Annotated in this window: 18 protein-coding genes and 1 tRNA gene; 13 read left to right on the forward strand and 6 right to left on the reverse strand. The window is 53.2% G+C overall.

Annotation, left to right across the window (positions count from 1 at the left end; genetic code table 11):
• Positions 1–47 precede the first annotated feature (47 nt).
• Positions 48–123 (forward strand) — tRNA-Trp (locus CNE01S_RS20690).
• 79 nt (positions 124–202) lie between these two features.
• Here the strand turns inward: CNE01S_RS20690 and hdfR are convergent.
• Complete coding sequence (hdfR, locus tag CNE01S_RS20695; RefSeq protein ID WP_061278161.1) at positions 203–1,027, reverse strand: HTH-type transcriptional regulator HdfR; 825 nt, start codon at positions 1,025–1,027, stop codon at positions 203–205.
• Positions 1,028–1,146: 119 nt separating this feature from the next.
• On the opposite strand from hdfR, the gene CNE01S_RS20700 reads away from it, so the two are divergent.
• Entirely contained in the window at positions 1,147–1,485 is a 339-nt protein-coding gene (locus CNE01S_RS20700; RefSeq protein ID WP_039289198.1) for a MaoP family protein, read from the forward strand.
• Positions 1,486–1,508: 23 nt separating this feature from the next.
• Here the strand turns inward: CNE01S_RS20700 and CNE01S_RS20705 are convergent, their stop codons facing one another.
• Entirely contained in the window at positions 1,509–3,029 is a 1,521-nt protein-coding gene (locus CNE01S_RS20705; protein ID WP_061278163.1) for a YifB family Mg chelatase-like AAA ATPase, read from the reverse strand.
• A gap of 353 nt (positions 3,030–3,382) precedes the next feature.
• On the opposite strand from CNE01S_RS20705, the gene ilvL reads away from it, so the two are divergent.
• The 6 genes from ilvL to ilvA all read left to right on the forward strand — a co-directional run bounded on the left by ilvL (position 3,383) and on the right by ilvA (position 9,943).
• Positions 3,383–3,481 carry an ilv operon leader peptide gene (gene ilvL, locus CNE01S_RS24795; protein WP_072279198.1) on the forward strand — a complete coding sequence of 33 codons (99 nt, stop codon included), beginning with the start codon at positions 3,383–3,385 and terminating at the stop codon, positions 3,479–3,481.
• Between the two features lie 140 nt (positions 3,482–3,621).
• The gene (gene ilvG / locus CNE01S_RS20710) at positions 3,622–5,268 is read left to right on the forward strand and encodes an acetolactate synthase 2 catalytic subunit (protein ID WP_061278166.1); all 1,647 of its coding nucleotides are present in this window, start codon (positions 3,622–3,624) and stop codon (positions 5,266–5,268) included.
• Positions 5,265–5,522, forward strand: a complete 258-nt coding sequence (ilvM, locus tag CNE01S_RS20715; protein ID WP_061278168.1) for an acetolactate synthase 2 small subunit — start codon at positions 5,265–5,267, stop codon at positions 5,520–5,522. The genes ilvG and ilvM overlap by 4 nt, the downstream gene beginning before the upstream one ends.
• 19 nt (positions 5,523–5,541) lie before the next feature.
• Positions 5,542–6,471, forward strand: coding sequence for a branched-chain amino acid transaminase (locus CNE01S_RS20720; RefSeq protein WP_061278171.1), 930 nt, complete (start codon positions 5,542–5,544; stop codon positions 6,469–6,471).
• A 74-nt stretch (positions 6,472–6,545) separates the two neighbouring features.
• Positions 6,546–8,396: a dihydroxy-acid dehydratase gene (gene ilvD, locus CNE01S_RS20725; RefSeq protein WP_061278173.1), complete on the forward strand. Its 1,851-nt coding sequence runs from the start codon at positions 6,546–6,548 to the stop codon at positions 8,394–8,396.
• 2 nt (positions 8,397–8,398) lie between these two features.
• Positions 8,399–9,943 (forward strand): threonine ammonia-lyase, biosynthetic, encoded by a 1,545-nt coding sequence (ilvA, locus tag CNE01S_RS20730; protein ID WP_061278176.1) that lies wholly within the window; start codon positions 8,399–8,401, stop codon positions 9,941–9,943.
• On the opposite strand, the gene ilvY is transcribed toward ilvA, so the two are convergent.
• Positions 9,940–10,833, reverse strand: a complete 894-nt coding sequence (gene ilvY, locus CNE01S_RS20735; RefSeq protein WP_061278219.1) for an HTH-type transcriptional activator IlvY — start codon at positions 10,831–10,833, stop codon at positions 9,940–9,942. The genes ilvA and ilvY overlap by 4 nt on opposite strands.
• A gap of 165 nt (positions 10,834–10,998) precedes the next feature.
• Here ilvY and ilvC point away from each other — a divergent pair, with 165 nt between their 5' ends.
• From ilvC to CNE01S_RS20750, 3 genes are all read left to right on the forward strand, one after another.
• Complete coding sequence (gene ilvC / locus CNE01S_RS20740) at positions 10,999–12,474, forward strand: ketol-acid reductoisomerase (protein ID WP_061278181.1); 1,476 nt, start codon at positions 10,999–11,001, stop codon at positions 12,472–12,474.
• A gap of 88 nt (positions 12,475–12,562) precedes the next feature.
• A complete protein-coding gene (locus CNE01S_RS20745; protein ID WP_034807977.1) occupies positions 12,563–13,003 on the forward strand; it encodes an Rrf2 family transcriptional regulator in 441 nt (146 codons plus the stop codon).
• A complete protein-coding gene (locus tag CNE01S_RS20750; RefSeq protein WP_039289206.1) occupies positions 13,000–13,377 on the forward strand; it encodes a hypothetical protein in 378 nt (125 codons plus the stop codon). The genes CNE01S_RS20745 and CNE01S_RS20750 overlap by 4 nt, the downstream gene beginning before the upstream one ends.
• 36 nt (positions 13,378–13,413) lie before the next feature.
• Here CNE01S_RS20750 and ppiC read toward each other — a convergent pair whose 3' ends face one another.
• A complete protein-coding gene (gene ppiC, locus CNE01S_RS20755; protein ID WP_008455569.1) occupies positions 13,414–13,695 on the reverse strand; it encodes a peptidylprolyl isomerase PpiC in 282 nt (93 codons plus the stop codon).
• Positions 13,696–13,778: 83 nt separating this feature from the next.
• Between ppiC and rep the strand changes: the two genes are divergently transcribed.
• Positions 13,779–15,800 (forward strand): DNA helicase Rep, encoded by a 2,022-nt coding sequence (rep, locus tag CNE01S_RS20760; RefSeq protein ID WP_061278184.1) that lies wholly within the window; start codon positions 13,779–13,781, stop codon positions 15,798–15,800.
• A gap of 1 nt (position 15,801) precedes the next feature.
• Here the strand turns inward: rep and gppA are convergent, their stop codons facing one another.
• A complete protein-coding gene (gene gppA / locus CNE01S_RS20765; protein WP_061278187.1) occupies positions 15,802–17,286 on the reverse strand; it encodes a guanosine-5'-triphosphate,3'-diphosphate diphosphatase in 1,485 nt (494 codons plus the stop codon).
• Between the two features lie 8 nt (positions 17,287–17,294).
• A complete protein-coding gene (rhlB, locus tag CNE01S_RS20770) occupies positions 17,295–18,563 on the reverse strand; it encodes an ATP-dependent RNA helicase RhlB (protein WP_061278190.1) in 1,269 nt (422 codons plus the stop codon).
• Positions 18,564–18,694: 131 nt separating this feature from the next.
• Between rhlB and trxA the strand changes: the two genes are divergently transcribed.
• On the forward strand, positions 18,695–19,024 hold the full coding sequence (trxA, locus tag CNE01S_RS20775; protein ID WP_008455560.1) for a thioredoxin TrxA: 330 nt from the start codon (positions 18,695–18,697) through the stop codon (positions 19,022–19,024).
• The last annotated feature ends 10 nt before the right edge of the window (positions 19,025–19,034 follow it).

Consider the following 19,034-nt stretch of genomic DNA (forward strand, 5'->3'; position numbering starts at 1 on the left):
TTAAAATTAAGCCTGCTACTTAAGCAGGCTTAATAGTAGAAAAATTTAGGGGCGTAGCTCAGTTGGTAGAGCACCGGTCTCCAAAACCGGGTGTCGCGAGTTCGAGTCTCTCCGCCCCTGCCATATATAATCCTTTGCTTAGGCAAAGGATTTTTTTTATCCAAAATTCCACTCCTTTTTGCTCATTTCTATGAAAAGCGCATTACTGCGCTATTAATGGTGTCTTTAATAATTCTTTGATAATGCTCTGTTTGTCCGTGTTTTGTAACCAAACAGCATATAAGGGTCTGGAAAGCGCCGTGCTTTCAGGGACAGGCCAGATCCCAGGCTGTTCTTTTGCCCATTCAATCGGCAGGAAGGTACAACCGTTAAGTTCAGATATCAGCTTGCAGGCTACTTTTGCTGAACTGGTGGTTAATACCGGAATATCATCACTCCCAATGAGCTCGACTTCATGCTGATGAAAATCTGCCCCCCACTCGATACGTAAATAGTTGAGTGAAGCTTTACGGCTTTCAGCGGTAGGACCATAAAGCCCCATGCTGAAGTAACCTAGCAGCTGGCTGGAAAATTCATCCATTTTGGGTGCTTCAGTTGTGAGCAATAAATCCAGCTGACGCTCATGAAGCTGTTTAACGAGCGACTGGCGTTGTGCAATTCGTGCTTCGAACTGCAGGCCGTTATGCTGTTGATAAAGCGCAATTAGCCATTCAGAAAGCATGCATTCCCAAAGTGATGCACTGGCACCAAGCGTTAGCTGATTATGCTGAGAAGTATGTGATACCTCTTTTTTTGCCGCTAACCACGTATTCATCAGATTTTCTGCGTAGGGTAGCAGGCGCTCTCCGGCAGTTGTCAGTCGTATGTTATTGCGGTGGCGGGTAAAAAGGTTTACGCCCAGCTGATTTTCGAGCTGTCGGATACGAAAGCTTACCGCAGATTGCGTCAAATAAAGTGCTTCTGCAGCGCGACCAAAGTGCCGTGTTCTGCTAACTTCCAGGAAGGTTTTAAGTAATTCTGTGTCCACGCCTTACTCCAAAAAATAATTTGTCGTTATGATTTAAATGTTTTGTTTTACACTCTGTCAAGCGTAACTAATACTCCGCGCCATAAATAGCTCGGCCAAGAAAATCAGGAGCGTGTAGGATGGCGGAAAGCTTTACGACGACTAATCGGTTTTTCGACAATAAACATTATCCACGTGGGTTTGCTCGTCATGGTGATTTCACCATCAAAGAGGCACAGCTATTAGAACGCCATGGTTTTGCGTTCAATGAGCTGGATCTCGGCAAGCGTGAACCAGGCACTGAAGAAGAAGTGCAGTTTGTCGCCGTATGCCGTGGTGTGCGCGAGCCTGCTACTGAAGCGGAACGCGTCTGGAGCAAGTACATGGCGCGTATCAAGCGCCCAAAACGTTTTCATACTCTGTCTGGCGGCAAACCGCAGATGGATACGGTTGAAGACTACAGCGATAGTGACGATTAAAAAATGGGGCGAAAGCCCCTTTTTTATTCCGCAAGCCTGTGCAAATGCAGGAGCAACCGATCAATTGTTCGATAGCTGAGCGCTTCCTGGAGATGTGTCCGAGTAATACTCTCGCAATGCCCGATATCCGCAATGGTACGGGAGACTTTCAGAAGGCGTTGCCATGCTCTGACCGACAGGCCCAGCTTGAGTAATGTTTCTTCCAGCCAAACAGCATCATCCTGAATAAGCGCACAGTGTTTGCGGATCTCATGGTTGCTGAGCCGGGCATTAAGCTTATCCTGCCTTAAGAACTGCCTGTTACGTGTCTCCATGACCCTTGCTCTTATTACCTCGCTCTTCTCTTCGTTATTACTTGTTTTGCTGAGCATCCCGGCAGGAAGAAGTGGAATATCTACGGAGAGATCGAAGCGGTCGAGAAAAGGGCCAGACAGGCGATTCATATAGCGAAGGGTCTGTTGCGGTGTGGAGCGATTATGGTTGCCTTCATAGTGCCCGGTCGGGCTGGGATTCATGGCCGCAATAAGTTGAAAATCTGCTGGATAGGTAATTTTGGCTCGAGTACGGGAGATATGAATTTCTCCGGACTCAATAGGCTCCCTGAGAGAGTCCAGAACGCGGCGTTCAAACTCGGGTAATTCATCCAGAAATAACACGCCGTTGTGCGCTAATGAAATTTCCCCTGGCTGCGGGATAGCTCCTCCACCGACGATGGAAGTTAGAGAAGCGCTATGATGGGGAGCTCTGAACGGACGCTGGCGCCAATGGCGATGAAGATGCGAGGATTGTACCAGGCTTAGAATAGCTGCGCTCTGTAGTGCTTCAGCATCGTTCAAAGGAGGAAGAAGCGTATTGAGTCGGCTTGCCAGCATAGTTTTACCTGTTCCCGGTGGCCCTATCAGCAACAGGTTATGACCGCCAGCTGCCGCAATTTCCAGCGCTCGTTTCCCTTGGCTTTGCCCAATAATCTCGTTCATGTCTTCCACGCTATCCGCTTGCCACAGTGCAGGGCTAACCGGGGGGCGGAGATCGTGCTTTCCTTCCAGCCAGGCACATACCTCGGTCAGATGTGTGGCTACAAAGCATCCCGGTTCAGCTATCAGGCCAACCTCTCCCTCATTTTCTGCTGCAACAACAACTTCTCGCCCTGCTTTTAAGGCCTCCATAGCGGATGATATGGCCCCGGAAACGCCGCGTAACTCTCCCGTTAACGCAAGCTCGCCGATAAACTCAAGCTGGGCCAGCTTGGGGGCATTAAGTTGCTCAGAGGCAACCAGCAGCGCCAAAGCAATAGGTAAATCGTATCTTCCCCCCTCTTTAGGAAGATCTGCCGGAGCAAGGTTAATGGTGATTTTACGTGCCGGAAACGTGTAGCCGCTATTGATCAATGCGCTTCTGACCCGATCCCGAGCCTCTCTCACGGTGGTTTCAGGCAGTCCGACAAGCGTAAGTCCTGGTAAACCCGCACTGATATGCACTTCAACCGTAACTTGAGGTGCGTGAACGCCAAGTGCTGCTCTGGTGTAGACAACCGACAGTGACATTTTTTCTCCGTGAAAAACTTCATTCTGCCGTATCAATAAAAGATTAAATATTGTTCTCTTGATGTGCCGGGAAGCATCTCCATGGCTTTTTTATCCATTTTCTTTTTTGCAGCTCTGGCTGCGAAGTCGATCGCATAACAATAACTTTTTACTGGCATTACGCAGGAAATAGCCTCAGCAGACCAGTTTTGTGAATTATTTTCACGTTCTCGTTATCCACTGAAATTAAATAGTTTTTATGCTAATTATTTTCGGTGACGATCTTTCCGTCATAAAAAAATATTGTGCTTTACATAAACTCTGTGATAACTCTGTAGGCATTACTTCGAACTAGACGTTAGAACATACAGAAAATGAAAGCCCTTCTACGAGTGATTAGCCTGGTCGTGATTAGCGTGGTGGTGATTATTATCCCACCGTGCGGGGCTGCACTTGGAGAAAGAAAGGCTTAAAAATCAAGCCTGAATCGAAAAGAACCCCCGCACCGAAAGGTCCGGGGGTTTTTTGTTGACTGAAGAATGTGAAGCGAGGAACAGAGTATGTGTTGCAGAATAAAATGCTGTTTCTCCGGTAATGAGACGGGGAACTAACTATGAATGGTGCACAGTGGGTAGTACATGCGTTGCGAGCGCAGGGTGTTGAAACAGTTTTCGGTTATCCTGGCGGCGCGATTATGCCGGTGTACGATGCGTTGTACGACGGTGGTGTGGAACATCTACTGTGTCGCCATGAGCAAGGTGCGGCAATGGCGGCCATTGGTTATGCTCGCTCAACCGGCAAAACCGGCGTGTGTATTGCCACTTCTGGCCCCGGCGCGACCAACCTGTTAACCGGACTTGCCGACGCACTTTTAGATTCTGTTCCCGTTGTTGCCATCACTGGCCAGGTGGCCGCACCTCTGATAGGCACCGATGCTTTCCAGGAAGTTGACGTCCTTGGCCTGTCGCTTGCCTGCACCAAACACAGTTTCCTCGTCGAATCCCTTGATGAATTGCCACGCGTACTTGCCGAGGCATTTGAGATTGCTAATTCTGGCCGTCCAGGTCCCGTTTTGGTTGATATTCCGAAAGATATACAGTTGGCTCTCGGTGAGCCTGAGGCCTGGTTATCTGCCGTTGAAGATGATACAGACCTGCCGTTTGCTGAATTGCAGCAAGCCCGCGAAATGCTCGCTCAGGCCAAAAAGCCTATGCTTTACGTTGGCGGCGGCGTTGGGATGGCGCAGGCGGTGCCGGCGCTCCGTGAGTTTATTTCCGTAACGGGTATGCCTTCCACTGTCACTTTGAAAGGACTGGGTGCAGTACCTGCCGACCATGCGTTTTATACCGGCATGTTGGGGATGCACGGTACCAAAGCTGCGAACCTCGCCGTTCAGGAATGCGATCTGCTGTTGGCCGTTGGCGCCCGTTTCGATGACCGCGTCACCGGGAAGCTAAATACCTTTGCACCCCATGCCAAAGTTATCCACATGGATATCGATCCTGCGGAGCTGAGTAAGCTACGTCAGGCGCATGTTGGGTTGCAGGGGCCGCTGAACCAGCTTTTACCTGCCTTGCAACAGCCGTTGCACATTGCTTCGTGGCAGCAGCATATCGCGGCCCTGAACGAAGAACACCAATGGCGCTATGATCATCCGGGACAGGCTATCTATGCCCCGCTGTTGTTGAAACAGCTCTCTGAGCGCAAATCAGCAGAAGCCGTTGTGACCACCGACGTAGGCCAGCATCAGATGTGGACCGCACAGCACATGACCTTCACTCGCCCGGAAAACTTCATCACTTCCAGCGGGCTGGGCACGATGGGATTTGGTTTACCCGCCGCCGTTGGCGCCCAGGTTGCGAGGCCGGAAGATACGGTGATCTGTGTATCCGGCGATGGCTCCTTCATGATGAACGTTCAGGAGTTGGGGACCATCAAGCGCAAGCAGTTACCGGTCAAAATCCTGCTGCTCGATAACCAACGCCTGGGCATGGTGAGGCAGTGGCAGCAGCTGTTTTTTGAAGAGCGCTACAGTGAAACAACCCTGACCGACAACCCAGATTTCCTCACGCTGGCCAGCGCTTTCGGCATTCCAGGCCAGCACATCACCCGTAAAGACCAGGTAGAAGCCGCGTTAGACGCCCTGTTGAACAGCGACGGCCCGTACATGCTTCACGTCTCGATTGATGAGTACGAAAACGTCTGGCCGTTGGTACCGCCCGGTGCCAGTAACTCGCAAATGCTGGAGAAATTATCATGATGCAACATCAGCTCTCAGTGCAGGCTCGCTTCCGCCCGGAAACGTTAGAACGTGTTTTACGCGTGGTGCGCCACCGTGGTTTCCAGATTTGCTCGATGAATATGGCTGCGGAGGGGAATACCGACAATATTAATATTGAATTGACCGTTGCGAGCCTGCGGCCTGTCGAATTACTGTTTACTCAATTAAGCAAGCTGGTTGACGTTGCCTGCGTTGAAATCCAGCAACCAACATCACAACAAATCCGCGCCTGAGCGCAAAAGGAAGAGAACAATGACGACCAAGAAAGCTGATTACATCTGGTTCAATGGCGAGATGATTCCGTGGGGAGAAGCGAAAGTTCACGTAATGTCCCACGCGCTGCACTACGGTACTTCGGTCTTCGAAGGCATCCGGTGCTACGACTCGCACAAAGGGCCAGTGGTGTTCCGCCATCGTGAACACATGCAGCGTTTGCGTGACTCAGCAAAAATCTATCGCTTCCCGGTATCGCAAAGCGTTGATGAACTGATGGAAGCCTGCCGTGCGGTTATCCGTAAAAACAACCTCACTAGCGCTTACATCCGCCCTCTGGTCTTTGTTGGCGACGTAGGCATGGGCGTTAACCCGCCGGACGGGTACACCACCGACGTGATCATTGCGGCCTTCCCGTGGGGCGCTTACCTGGGCGCCGAAGCGCTGGACCAGGGGATTGATGCAATGGTCTCTTCTTGGAACCGCGCGGCACCAAACACCATTCCAACCGCGGCTAAAGCGGGCGGCAACTACCTTTCTTCTCTGCTGGTCGGTAGCGAAGCACGCCGCCACGGCTATCAGGAAGGGATTGCTCTGGATGTGAACGGCTTCCTGTCTGAGGGTGCGGGCGAAAACCTGTTCGAAGTAAAAGACGGCGTGATCTATACCCCTCCGTTTACCTCTTCAGCGCTGCCGGGCATTACCCGTGACGCGATTATCAAACTAGCCAAAGACCTGGGTATCGAAGTGCGTGAGCAGGTGCTGTCGCGCGAATCTCTGTACCTGGCTGACGAAGTCTTCATGTCCGGTACCGCCGCGGAAATCACCCCGGTACGCAGCGTAGACCGCATCCAGGTAGGCGAAGGCCGCTGTGGCCCGGTTACCAAACGTATTCAACAGGCATTCTTTGGCCTGTTCACCGGCGAAACCGAAGACAAATGGGGCTGGTTAGATCAGGTAAACCCATAAGTCTTAAACAAAAAATATAATCAGGCAGGCGGCAACTGACCGCCTGCTACCTGACAGACTGGAGTAAATAAAGCATGCCTAAGTATCGTTCCGCTACCACAACCCACGGCCGTAATATGGCGGGTGCCCGCGCTCTGTGGCGCGCAACGGGAATGACCGACGCCGATTTCGGTAAACCGATTATTGCGGTCGTAAACTCCTTTACCCAATTCGTACCGGGTCACGTTCACCTGCGCGATCTGGGTAAACTTGTTGCCGAGCAAATCGAAGCGTCCGGCGGCGTAGCGAAAGAATTCAACACCATTGCAGTGGATGACGGTATCGCGATGGGGCACGGCGGCATGCTCTATTCCTTGCCGTCCCGCGAGCTGATTGCCGACTCGGTTGAGTACATGGTCAACGCTCACTGCGCCGATGCCATGGTTTGTATCTCTAACTGCGACAAAATCACCCCAGGGATGTTGATGGCCTCGCTGCGCCTGAACATTCCGGTGATCTTCGTTTCCGGCGGCCCGATGGAAGCTGGCAAAACCAAACTTTCTGATCAGATCATCAAGCTGGACCTGGTCGATGCGATGATTCAGGGCGCGGACCCGAAAGTTTCTGACGAGCAAAGCGAGCAGGTTGAACGTTCAGCCTGTCCGACCTGCGGCTCCTGTTCAGGGATGTTCACCGCCAACTCCATGAACTGCCTGACCGAGGCGTTGGGCCTGTCTCAGCCAGGGAACGGTTCACTGCTGGCGACGCACGCCGACCGCAAAGAACTGTTCCTGAATGCCGGGAAACGCATTGTTGAACTGACCAAGCGCTATTACGAGCAGGATGATGCCACCGCGCTGCCACGCAACATCGCCAGCAAAGCGGCGTTTGAAAATGCGATGACGCTGGATATCGCCATGGGCGGCTCCACTAACACTGTTCTGCACCTGCTGGCTGCTGCGCAAGAAGCTGAAATCGACTTCACCATGACCGATATTGACCAGCTGTCCCGCAAGGTTCCTCAGCTGTGTAAAGTCGCGCCAAGCACCCAGAAATACCATATGGAAGACGTGCACCGTGCAGGTGGCGTGCTCGGGATTCTCGGAGAGCTGGATCGCGCCGGGTTGCTTAACCGCGAAGTGAAAAACGTGCTTGGCCTTTCCCTGCCGCAGACTCTTGAGCAATACGATGTGATGCTGACCAAAGACGAAGCGGTGAAAACGATGTTCCGTGCGGGTCCTGCAGGCATTCGTACCACCCAGGCCTTCTCGCAGAACTGTCGTTGGGACACGCTGGATGACGATCGCGCTAGCGGTTGTATTCGCTCACTGGAAAATGCCTACAGCAAAGATGGTGGCCTGGCCGTTCTGTATGGCAACTTCGCGGAAAACGGCTGTATTGTTAAAACCGCGGGCGTGGATGAAGGCAGCCTGGTATTCCGCGGTCCAGCCAAAGTTTATGAAAGCCAGGACGATGCGGTAGAAGCCATCCTCGGCGGTAAAGTCGTTGCGGGTGATGTGGTTGTTATTCGCTACGAAGGGCCGAAAGGCGGGCCTGGCATGCAGGAAATGCTCTATCCAACAACCTTCCTGAAGTCTATGGGGCTGGGTAAAGCCTGTGCTCTGGTCACCGACGGCCGTTTCTCCGGCGGGACTTCTGGCTTGTCGATTGGCCACGTTTCTCCGGAAGCAGCCAGCGGCGGCAACATTGCCCTGATTGAAGACGGCGACATGATTGCCATCGATATTCCTAACCGTGGTATTCAGCTGCAGCTGACCGACCAGGAGATGGCGGCGCGTCGTGAAGCGCAGGAAGCCCGCGGTGAAGCGGCATGGACTCCTCGCAATCGTGAGCGCCAGGTTTCCTTCGCTCTGCGCGCTTACGCCAGCCTCGCCACCAGTGCGGATAAAGGCGCAGTGCGTGATAAAAGCAAGCTTGGAGGCTAATTATGGCTGAGTCACAACCGCTACCCGATGCCCCCGGCGGAGCAGAGTATCTGCGCGCGGTATTGCGAGCACCGGTTTACGAAGTCGTGCAGGTAACGCCGCTGCAGAAAATGGAAAAGCTTTCTTCGCGCCTTGATAACGTCATTCTGGTTAAGCGTGAAGACCGTCAGCCAGTACACAGCTTCAAGCTGCGCGGTGCTTATTCGATGATTGCTGGGCTGAACAACGAGCAAAAAGCCAGCGGCGTAATCACTGCTTCTGCGGGAAATCACGCTCAGGGCGTGGCGCTTTCGTCCACCCGGCTTGGTATTAAGTCGCTGATCGTTATGCCCGTGGCCACTGCGGATATCAAAGTCGACGCTGTGCGAGCCTTTGGCGGCGAAGTGTTGCTGCATGGCGCCAATTTCGATGAGGCAAAAGCCAAAGCCATAGAACTTTCTCAGCAGCAAGGTTTTACCTACGTGCCTCCGTTTGACCACCCGGCAGTCATCGCCGGGCAGGGTACGGTAGCGCTGGAACTGCTGCAGCAGGATGCGCATATCGATCGCGTCTTTGTGCCGGTGGGCGGTGGTGGCCTGGCGGCAGGTGTAGCGGTTCTGATCAAGCAACTGATGCCGCAAATCAAAGTGATTGCGGTTGAAGCAGAGGATTCTGCCTGCCTGAAAGCGGCGCTGGAAGCCGGGAAGCCGGTTGAGCTGCCGCGCGTAGGGCTGTTTGCAGAAGGCGTTGCGGTCAAGCGTATCGGCGACGAAACGTTCCGTGTGTGCCAGGAATATCTGGACGACATCATCACCGTGGACAGCGACGCTATCTGCGCGGCGATGAAGGATTTGTTCGAAGACGTCCGCGCCGTTGCGGAGCCATCCGGTGCGCTGGCGCTGGCGGGGATGAAAAAATACGTGCAGCAGCACAACATTCGCGGCGAGCGTCTGGCGCACGTGCTGTCTGGTGCAAACGTGAATTTCCACGGGTTGCGCTATGTCTCTGAGCGCTGTGAATTGGGCGAGCAGCGGGAAGCGTTGCTGGCGGTCACTATTCCGGAGCAAAAAGGCAGCTTCCTGAAGTTTTGCCAGCTGTTGGGCGGTCGTTCGGTTACCGAGTTCAATTACCGCTACGCCAGCTCCGACAATGCCTGCATTTTTGTTGGAGTGCGCCTGACTCGTGGTCTGGAAGAGCGTAAAGAGATCATTGCTCAACTGAGCGAGGGTGGCTACGGCGTGGTGGATCTCTCCGACGATGAGATGGCGAAACTGCACGTTCGCTACATGGTTGGCGGGCGGCCTTCTAAGCCGCTGCGCGAACGGTTGTACAGCTTCGAATTCCCTGAATCGCCGGGGGCGCTGCTGAAGTTCTTGAGCACGCTAGGGACACACTGGAATATTTCTCTGTTCCACTACCGTAGCCACGGTACCGACTACGGGCGTGTCCTGGCGGCGTTTGAGCTGGGTGAAAATGAGCCAGACTTCGAAACCCGGCTCAACGAACTGGGCTACGAATGCCACGACGAAACTCAAAACCCGGCGTTCCGTTTCTTCCTGGCGGGTTAGTGGCTGCCGGGCAGTAACTTCCAGAACGCGCTGATAAGCGGCTCATTGAGCCGCTTTTTTTGTACGCAAACGCCCAGTTCAAACGGGGCTTTCTCATCGTTACGCTCGAGGATCAGCACGCGATTACGTACCGGCTCGGGGCTGTTTTCCAGCACGATTTCCGGGATTAGCGCAACCCCGCACCCCAGCGCCACCATTGACACCATAGCTTCATGCCCGGCAACGGTAGCGTAAATCACCGGGTTACTGATTTTCTGGCGGCGGAACCACAGTTCTATTCGGCGGCGAACGGGCCCCTGCTCGGGCATGATAAACGGAATCTTAGCCCAGTCTGGCTCCGGCTGGCTCACCTGCACCCGTACCGGGCAAGGCAACGCTGGGGCGATTAAAGCAACGGATAAGTTTTCCAGCATGGAGAAAGCCACGCCAGGCGGAAGGGATTCTGGTTTTCCGGCGATCGCCAGGTCGGCTTCATTGGAATCAACTTTTTCTACCGCATCCGCGGCGTCACCGGTGGTCAGCTTAATTTCAACGGAAGGATGCTCAGCCCGGAAACGATCCAAAATGGGTGGCAGATGACTGTAGGCGGCGGTCACCGAGCAGAAGAGATGCAGCTCTCCGCTCAGGGAAGGCCCCTGCTGGCCAAGCGTGTGGCGCATCTGCTGATATTGCAGCAGCGTGTGCTGGGCAAACTGCCGTAATTGTTCGCCAGCTTCGGTTAGCGTCACGGTGCGGTTATCACGCAAAAACAGAGATTGCCCCAGGTCGTCTTCAAGCCGCTGGATCTGGCGCGAAAGCGTGGAAGGGCTGACGTGCATGGCTCGCGCGCTACGCCCGAAATGGCGGCTTTCGGCCAGGTGCAGAAAGGTTTTCAGATCGCGTAAATCCATGGTCATCAAGCCTCGTTTTTGTATTGCAATAATCGCAACACGACGTTGTTAATATATCAATTTAAGCAACACATTTCCTGTCATATAGTGGATTCATTCTAGGCAGCACGACACGGCTGCAGAGCCCTTACAATAAGCACAACACGACACATACGGAGTTCTACGATGGCTAATTATTTCAACACTTTGAACCTGCGTCAGCAGTTAGCGCAGTTGGGTAAATGTCGCTTCATGGGGCGCGATGAATTCGCCGATGAAGCAAGCTACCTCAAAGGTAAAAAAGTCGTCATCGTCGGCTGCGGTGCTCAGGGTCTTAACCAGGGCCTGAACATGCGTGATTCCGGGCTGGATGTTTCCTATGCCCTGCGTGCTGAAGCTATCGCCGAGAAGCGTGCTTCCTGGCGCAAAGCGACCGAAAACGGTTTCAAAGTCGGGACTTATGAAGAGCTGATCCCGCAGGCGGATCTGGTTGTTAACCTGACGCCAGACAAACAGCACTCCTCTGTTGTTCAGGCCGTACAGCCGATGATGAAAGACGGCGCGGCGCTGGGCTACTCCCACGGTTTCAACGTGGTTGAAGTCGGTGAAACTATCCGTAAAGACATCACCGTGGTGATGGTCGCACCTAAGTGCCCTGGCACCGAAGTTCGTGAAGAATATAAGCGTGGTTTCGGCGTTCCGACCCTTATCGCCGTTCACCCTGAAAACGATCCGAAAGGCGAAGGCATGGCGATTGCCAAAGCTTGGGCTGCGGCAACCGGCGGCCACCGTGCGGGCGTGCTGGAGTCTTCCTTCGTTGCTGAAGTGAAGTCTGACCTGATGGGCGAGCAAACTATCCTGTGCGGTATGCTGCAGGCCGGTTCCCTGCTGTGCTTCGACAAGCTGGTGGCAGAAGGTACTGATGCTTCGTATGCAGAAAAACTGATTCAGTTCGGTTGGGAAACCATCACCGAAGCGCTGAAGCAGGGCGGGATCACGCTGATGATGGACCGCCTGTCCAACCCGGCAAAAATCCGTGCCAACGCGCTGTCCGAGCAGTTGAAAACCATCATGGCTCCGCTGTTCCAGAAACATATGGATGACATCATCTCCGGTGAATTCTCCTCCGGCATGATGGCCGACTGGGCTAACGACGACAAGAAACTGCATACCTGGCGTGAAGAGACCGGCCAGACCGCTTTCGAAACTGCGCCACAGTTTGAAGGTAAGATTTCCGAGCAGGAATACTTCGATAAAGGCGTGTTAATGATCGCGATGGTGAAAGCGGGCGTTGAGCTGGCCTTCGAAACCATGGTTGATGCCGGCATCATCGAAGAGTCTGCATACTATGAATCCCTGCACGAGCTGCCGCTGATCGCTAACACGATTGCTCGTAAGCGTCTGTACGAAATGAACGTGGTTATTTCTGATACCGCTGAGTACGGTAACTACCTGTTCTCCTACGCTGCGGTTCCGCTGCTGAAAGAGTTCATGACCACGCTGCAGCCGGGCGATTTGGGTAAAGAGATCCCAGCCGCTGCGGTAGACAACGCTCAGCTTCGCGACGTAAATGAAGCCATTCGCAGCCACGAAATCGAAAAAGTGGGTAAAAAACTGCGTGGCTATATGACTGATATGAAACGCATTGCTGTTGCTGGCTAATGTGTTTTTGAAATGAAAAAGGCGCTTCGGCGCCTTTTTTGTGCCCGCTATCTTGCCGTCTCTCTTTTTATGTAATATTGTAAGTTACATGAAAATAAATAACTCCTTCTCAGCAACTTTGCACATCCTGCTTCATTTGGAGCAGATGGACAAACCGCTCACATCGGAACAAATGGCTGCCTTTATCGACGGCAATCCGGCGTTTATTCGTAAAGTGCTCGCCGGTCTGCGCGAGAACAACATCGTCTGCTCGACCAAAGGCCACCACGGCGGCTGGAGGCTATGCCGCCCGGCCAGCGAGGTGACGTTACTGGATATTTATCTGGCACTGGGATCTCCGGGGCTATTTGCGCTAGGCAATCGCAATGAAAACCCGCAATGCCTGGTGGAGCAGGGAGTCAATCGAGTGATGTCCGAGACTTTTACCGCCGCTGAAGAGTTAGTGCTGGCGCGGTTTAAAAGCCTGACATTACAAGATATCGGTAGCGAATTTATTAGCTATTTCAATGAAAAGGGGCATGAGGAATGATTTCAACCTTAACCACGGATCTGCCAGTCTGTTTGATGATCGCCCTGGCCGCAGCCAGTATTTCGATGACGATTACGCAAACTGAACTGTTTGCAGGGTTGCGCAGCTGGACGGCAAAAAAGCATGCGATGCTGGGCCATCTCTTTCAATGTTTCTACTGCCTTAGCCATTGGGTGGTGTTTGCCGGAATGCTGATTTACCGTCCCTATTTGCTGCACAGCGGGATGCCGGTGATCGACTGGATTATGACGGCTTTTATTACCCTCACGCTGACCACCTTCGTAAACGGCATTATTTTTAAAGTGTTCCAGATGGCGGTTGGCACGCATTTACTGAAGCATGAAGCTCAGCAGACGCTGCAGTCGACAAAATAAAGAGCAAAGAAAAGGCCGGATATCCCGGCCTTTTGCTTAGTTACGGTACAGCACCTTGATGATGTGGTAACCGAACTGAGTGTGCAGCGGGCCGTAAGGCTCCAGCAGTGGGCAGGAAAACACCACTTTATCGAACGCAGGAACCATCTGGCCCTGACGGAATTCACCTAAATGGCCGCCTTTTTTGCCGGACGGGCAGGTGGAGTGCTTCTTCGCCAGTTTCTCGAAGTCGCCGCCGTTTTTTAGCTGCTCCAGAAGGTCCAGAGCCAGTTTTTCTTCCTTTACAAGGATATGCAGTGCTGCTGCGGTTTTTGCCATGATAGTGCCTTGAGTCATGTTGATTACGCTCGCTATACTACCACGCTGTTTTTGTCCCCTCCTGACTTTCATTGAGTGACCGTATGCGTTTAAACCCTGGCCAACAACAAGCCGTCGAATTTGTCACCGGACCCTGCCTGGTATTGGCCGGGGCCGGCTCGGGTAAAACGCGCGTAATCACCAATAAAATTGCACATCTGATCCGCGAAAGTGGCTATCAGGCGCGCCAGATTGCGGCGGTAACTTTTACCAATAAGGCCGCCCGCGAAATGAAAGAGCGCGTCTCGCAAACGCTGGGACGTAAAGAAGCGCGTGGGCTGATGATTTCTACATTCCACACGCTGGGGCTGGAAATCATCAAGCGCGAGTACGCGGCGCTTGGGATGAAATCTAACTTTTCGCTGTTCGACGATACCGATCAGACCGCGCTGTTAAAAGAGCTAACCGAAGGCCTGTTAGAAAACGACAAAGTGCTTCTCCAGCAGCTGATTTCAACCATCTCTAACTGGAAGAACGGTTTGCTGTCTCCGGCGCAGGCTGCCGCGCAGGCGAAGGGCGAGAGGGATCGTATTTTTGCCCATTGCTATGGCCTTTACGATACGCACCTGAAGTCCTGTAATGTACTGGATTTTGACGATCTTATTCTGCTGCCAACATTACTGCTGCAGCGCAATGCAGAGGTTCGCGAACGCTGGCAAAACCGCATCCGCTATCTGCTGGTGGATGAATATCAGGATACCAACACCAGCCAGTATGAGCTGGTGAAACTGCTTGTCGGCGCGCGAGCCCGTTTTACCGTTGTAGGCGACGATGACCAGTCTATTTATTCATGGCGTGGGGCGAACCCGCAGAACCTGGTGCTGCTGAGCAAAGATTTTCCGGCGCTGCAGGTGATTAAGCTCGAGCAGAACTACCGCTCATCCCGTCGTATTTTGAATGCGGCCAATATTCTGATTGCCAATAACCCGCACGTTTTTGAGAAACGCCTTTTCTCCGAACTGGAGCACGGCGCGGAATTAAAAGTGGTTACGGCGAATCATGAAGAGCATGAGGCCGAACGCGTCACCGGCGAGCTTATTGCTCACCACTTTATCAATAAAACCAACTATAAAGATTACGCCATTCTGTATCGCGGTAACCACCAGTCGCGGGTGTTCGAAAAGATGCTGATGCAAAACCGCATCCCATATCGTATCTCGGGCGGCACATCTTTCTTCTCGCGTCCGGAAATTAAAGATCTGCTTGCCTACCTTCGTGTGCTGACGAATCCGGATGACGACAGTGCCTTCTTGCGCATTGTGAATACGCCCAAGCGCGAGATTGGCCCGGCAACGCTGCAAAAGCTTGGCGAGTGGGCGATGCAGCGCAATAAAGGCCTGTTTACCGCCAGCTTCGATATGGGGCTGAGCCAGACGCTAAGCGGACGCGGCCTTGATGCACTGCAGCGTTTTACCCACTGGCTGCGGGACGTGGCTACGCTTGCCGAGCGCGAACCGGTGGCAGCGGTACGGGATCTGATCCACGGCATCGACTACGAAAGCTGGCTGTATGAAACCTCGCCCAGCCCGAAAGCTGCGGAAATGCGCATGAAAAACGTGAATCAGCTCTTTAGCTGGATGACGGAAATGCTTGAAGGCAGCGATCTGGACGAGCCGATGACCTTAACCCAGGTGGTGACGCGCTTTACGCTGCGCGACATGATGGAGCGTGGTGAGAGTGAAGAAGAGGCCGATCAGGTTCAGTTGATGACTCTGCATGCTTCTAAGGGGTTGGAATTCCCTTATGTCTACCTCGTCGGCATGGAGGAAGGGATCCTGCCACACCAAAGCAGCATTGACGAAGATAACGTGGATGAAGAGCGCCGCCTGGCATACGTGGGGATTACCCGAGCGCAAAAAGAGCTGACGTTTACGCTTTGCCGGGAACGCCGGCAGTATGGCGAGCTGGTACGCCCTGAACCAAGCCGGTTCCTGCTGGAGTTGCCGCAGGATGATTTAAGCTGGGAAACCGAGCGGAAGGTAGTTTCTGCCGAGGAGCGGATGCAAAAAGGGCAGAGTAATGTGGCCAACATTCGCGAAATGCTGGCAAAAGCACGTAAAAGCTAGATCAGTTGACGCTGAGTTGCCAGTGAACGTAGCTCTGCCAGAGTTTTTCCTGTTCCAGCAGTTCGGCACCGAGAGGGTGGCAGGCCAGCCAGGTATCGGGCAATGCCAGATGCAGCGTTTCGCCGTCGGCCTGCAGCTTAATTTCGGGAAGAATGTCGTCCCGGCGGCGGTTTGCAAAAATAATCGCCAGGCGTAACAGGCGGCAAAGCCTTTCTGCCACACGCGGCGGGACCGCGTTTTGCTGGTGGAGCGAAGAGAGATCGACAGGATTGGTCTGGTTGAGCAGCAGCGTTGCCAGCAGCTTTTTCTGTGCCGGCGTGTATCCCGGCAAATCCAGATTTCTCACCAGATAGGCCGCATGCTGCGGAGCATGTTTAAAATCGATGCTTAAGCCAATTTCATGTAACAGGGCGCTGCTTGCCAGCATCTGCTGACTGAGTGGATCCAGCCCCCACGGCTCTGCGATTTGTGAAGCAAAATTCTGCGCAAGCTGTTCCACGCGAGCCGCCTGGCTGGTGTCCACCATAAATCGGCGCTGAACGTTACGCAGCGTTCTCTGGCGAATCTCCTGGTCAACTGCAAGATGCAGCATTCCATAAACCAAACCTTCTCGCAGCGCACCGCCGGCAAGCGTCATGCATTCAATATCAAGCTGTTGGAAGATAGCGATGAGAATCGCCAGACCGCTTGGGAAAACCAGCGCCCGCTCCAGCGTGAGCCCTTCAATTTCCAGCTCTTCTAGCCGGCCACACTGAATAGCGCGTTGTTTTAACTGCTGGAGTTTTGCCAGGGTAATGCGTTCGTCCATCCCCTGCGCCATCATGATTTCCTGCAGCGCCTGCACGGTACCCGAAGCGCCTACACAGATTTTCCAACCGTGGTTTTTCAGCTCATTAATCACCGGACTGAGGACTTCTGCAGCCGCCGCTTCAGCAGCCGCAAAATTTTCCTGAGCGAGATTCCTGTCGCTGAAGAAACGCTCCAGCCATGTGACACAGCCCATTGAGAGGCTGAATAACGAGGTTGTCTGCGCACCGGTGCCGGTCACCAGCTCCGTACTTGCACCGCCGATATCGACCACCAGACGGCGATCGTCGCCGCCGGTCGTGTGGGCGACGCCCTGATAAATCAGGCGAGCTTCTTCTTCACCGCGAATAACCTGCACCGGGCAACCCAGGATTTCCTGAGCCTTTTGCAGAAATACATCGGCATTGACGGCTAGGCGCAGCGTGGCTGTTGCCACTACGCGAATTTGGTTCTGAGGAATGTCCTGAAGGCGTTCGGCAAATAAGCGCAGACATTGCCAGCCACGTTCCATGGCTTCCGGGGAGAGAACGCACTCGCTGTTGAGGCCAGCAGCGAGGCGGACTTTTCGTTTAATGCGGGTCAGGGTTTGTATGCTTCCTGCCACCTCACGCACAACCAACATATGAAAACTGTTAGAACCCAGATCAATTGCTGCATAGAGTGAGGCGGTACTAAGCATAGATTTTTTTAACCTGCGCGACGACGATTACCACGAGGAGCGCCACCGCGGCGTGGACCGTTGCCTGGGCGGCTACGGGTCAGGCGTTTTGGCGGTGGGAACTCATTTAACAATGCTTCAGCGTTATATTTGCTCACCGGAATTGAGTGGCCAATATAGGTTTCAATCGCCGATAAGTTCAGCGCGTAGTCTTCGCACGCGAGGCTGATCGAATGACCGCTTGCTCCGGCACGCCCGGTACGACCAATACGGTGAACGTAATCTTCACAGTCGTCTGGCAGATCGTAGTTAAAGACGTGGGTCACCGCTGGGATATGCAGGCCGCGAGCCGCAACGTCGGTTGCAACCAGAATATCCAGATCGCCACGGGTAAACTCTTCCAGGATACGCAGGCGTTTTTTCTGTGCGACATCACCCGTTAACAGCCCAACGCGGTGACCATCAGCGGCCAGATGACCCCAAATATCTTCACAGCGGTGTTTGGTGTTCGCGAAGATAATGGCGCGGTCTGGCCATTCTTCTTCAATAAGCGTTTGCAGCAGACGCATTTTCTCTTCGTTAGAAGGGTAGAAAAGCTCTTCTTTAATGCGGTGGCCGGTTCTCTGTTCCGGTTCAACTTCTACATATTCCGCGTTGTTCATCTGCTCGAAAGCCAGTTCACGTACGCGGTAGGAAAGGGTCGCAGAGAACAGCATGTTCAGGCGCTGGGTGACCGGCGGCATGCGACGGAACAGCCAACGAATATCTTTGATAAAGCCGAGGTCGTACATGCGGTCGGCTTCATCCAGTACCACAACCTGAATGGCACCTAAGTTAATGTGGTTTTGTTTGGCGTAATCGATCAAACGACCGGTGGTGCCAATCAAAATGTCTACGCCGCTTTCCAGCACTTTCAGCTGTTTATCATAGCCATCGCCGCCGTAGGCAAGGCCAAGCTTCAGGCCTGTAGCCTGAGCCAGCGGTTCCGCATCAGAGTGAATCTGTACCGCTAACTCGCGGGTTGGCGCCATAATCAAGGCGCGCGGTTGATTAACCTGACGGTTCTCTGGAACCGGGTGAGAAAGTAAATAGTGGAACGTGGACGTCAGAAACGCCATCGTTTTGCCTGTACCGGTTTGCGCCTGCCCTGCAACGTCACGATTCGCCAGAGTCAGCGGAAGTGCCAGTGCCTGAATTGGGGTGCAGTTATGGAACCCTTTATTTTCAAGGGCTTCAATCACCTTAGGGTGCAGGGCGAAGTCGGAAAACTTCTTTTCGGTCAAATGTGTTTTGCTCATAGTGTGGTAGAATATCAGTTTACTATTGCTTTACGAAAGCACATCCGTTGAAATAAACCGGGTGAAATAAAGTCACCCCAAGTTGGTTAATGCTACACCAACAAGGTAGACATAATCCTGTGGAGTTGAACATGAGCGATAAAATTATTCACCTGACTGACGGCAGTTTCGACACGGACGTGCTTCAAGCTGAAGGGTTGATTCTGGTTGATTTCTGGGCAGAGTGGTGTGGTCCGTGTAAAATGATCGCCCCGATTCTCGACGAGATCGCTGATGAATATCAGGGCAAAATCACCGTAGCTAAGCTGAACATCGACCAGAACCCGGGTACGGCGCCGAAGTACGGCATCCGTGGTATCCCAACTCTGTTGCTGTTCAAAAATGGCGAAGTCGCTGCGACCAAAGTAGGCGCGCTGTCTAAAGGCCAGTTAAAAGAGTTCCTCGACGCTAATCTGGCATAATGGAATCTCA

The organism is Cedecea neteri NBRC 105707 = ATCC 33855, assembly GCF_001571265.1.
Taxonomy (GTDB): Bacteria; Pseudomonadota; Gammaproteobacteria; order Enterobacterales; family Enterobacteriaceae; genus Cedecea; species Cedecea neteri.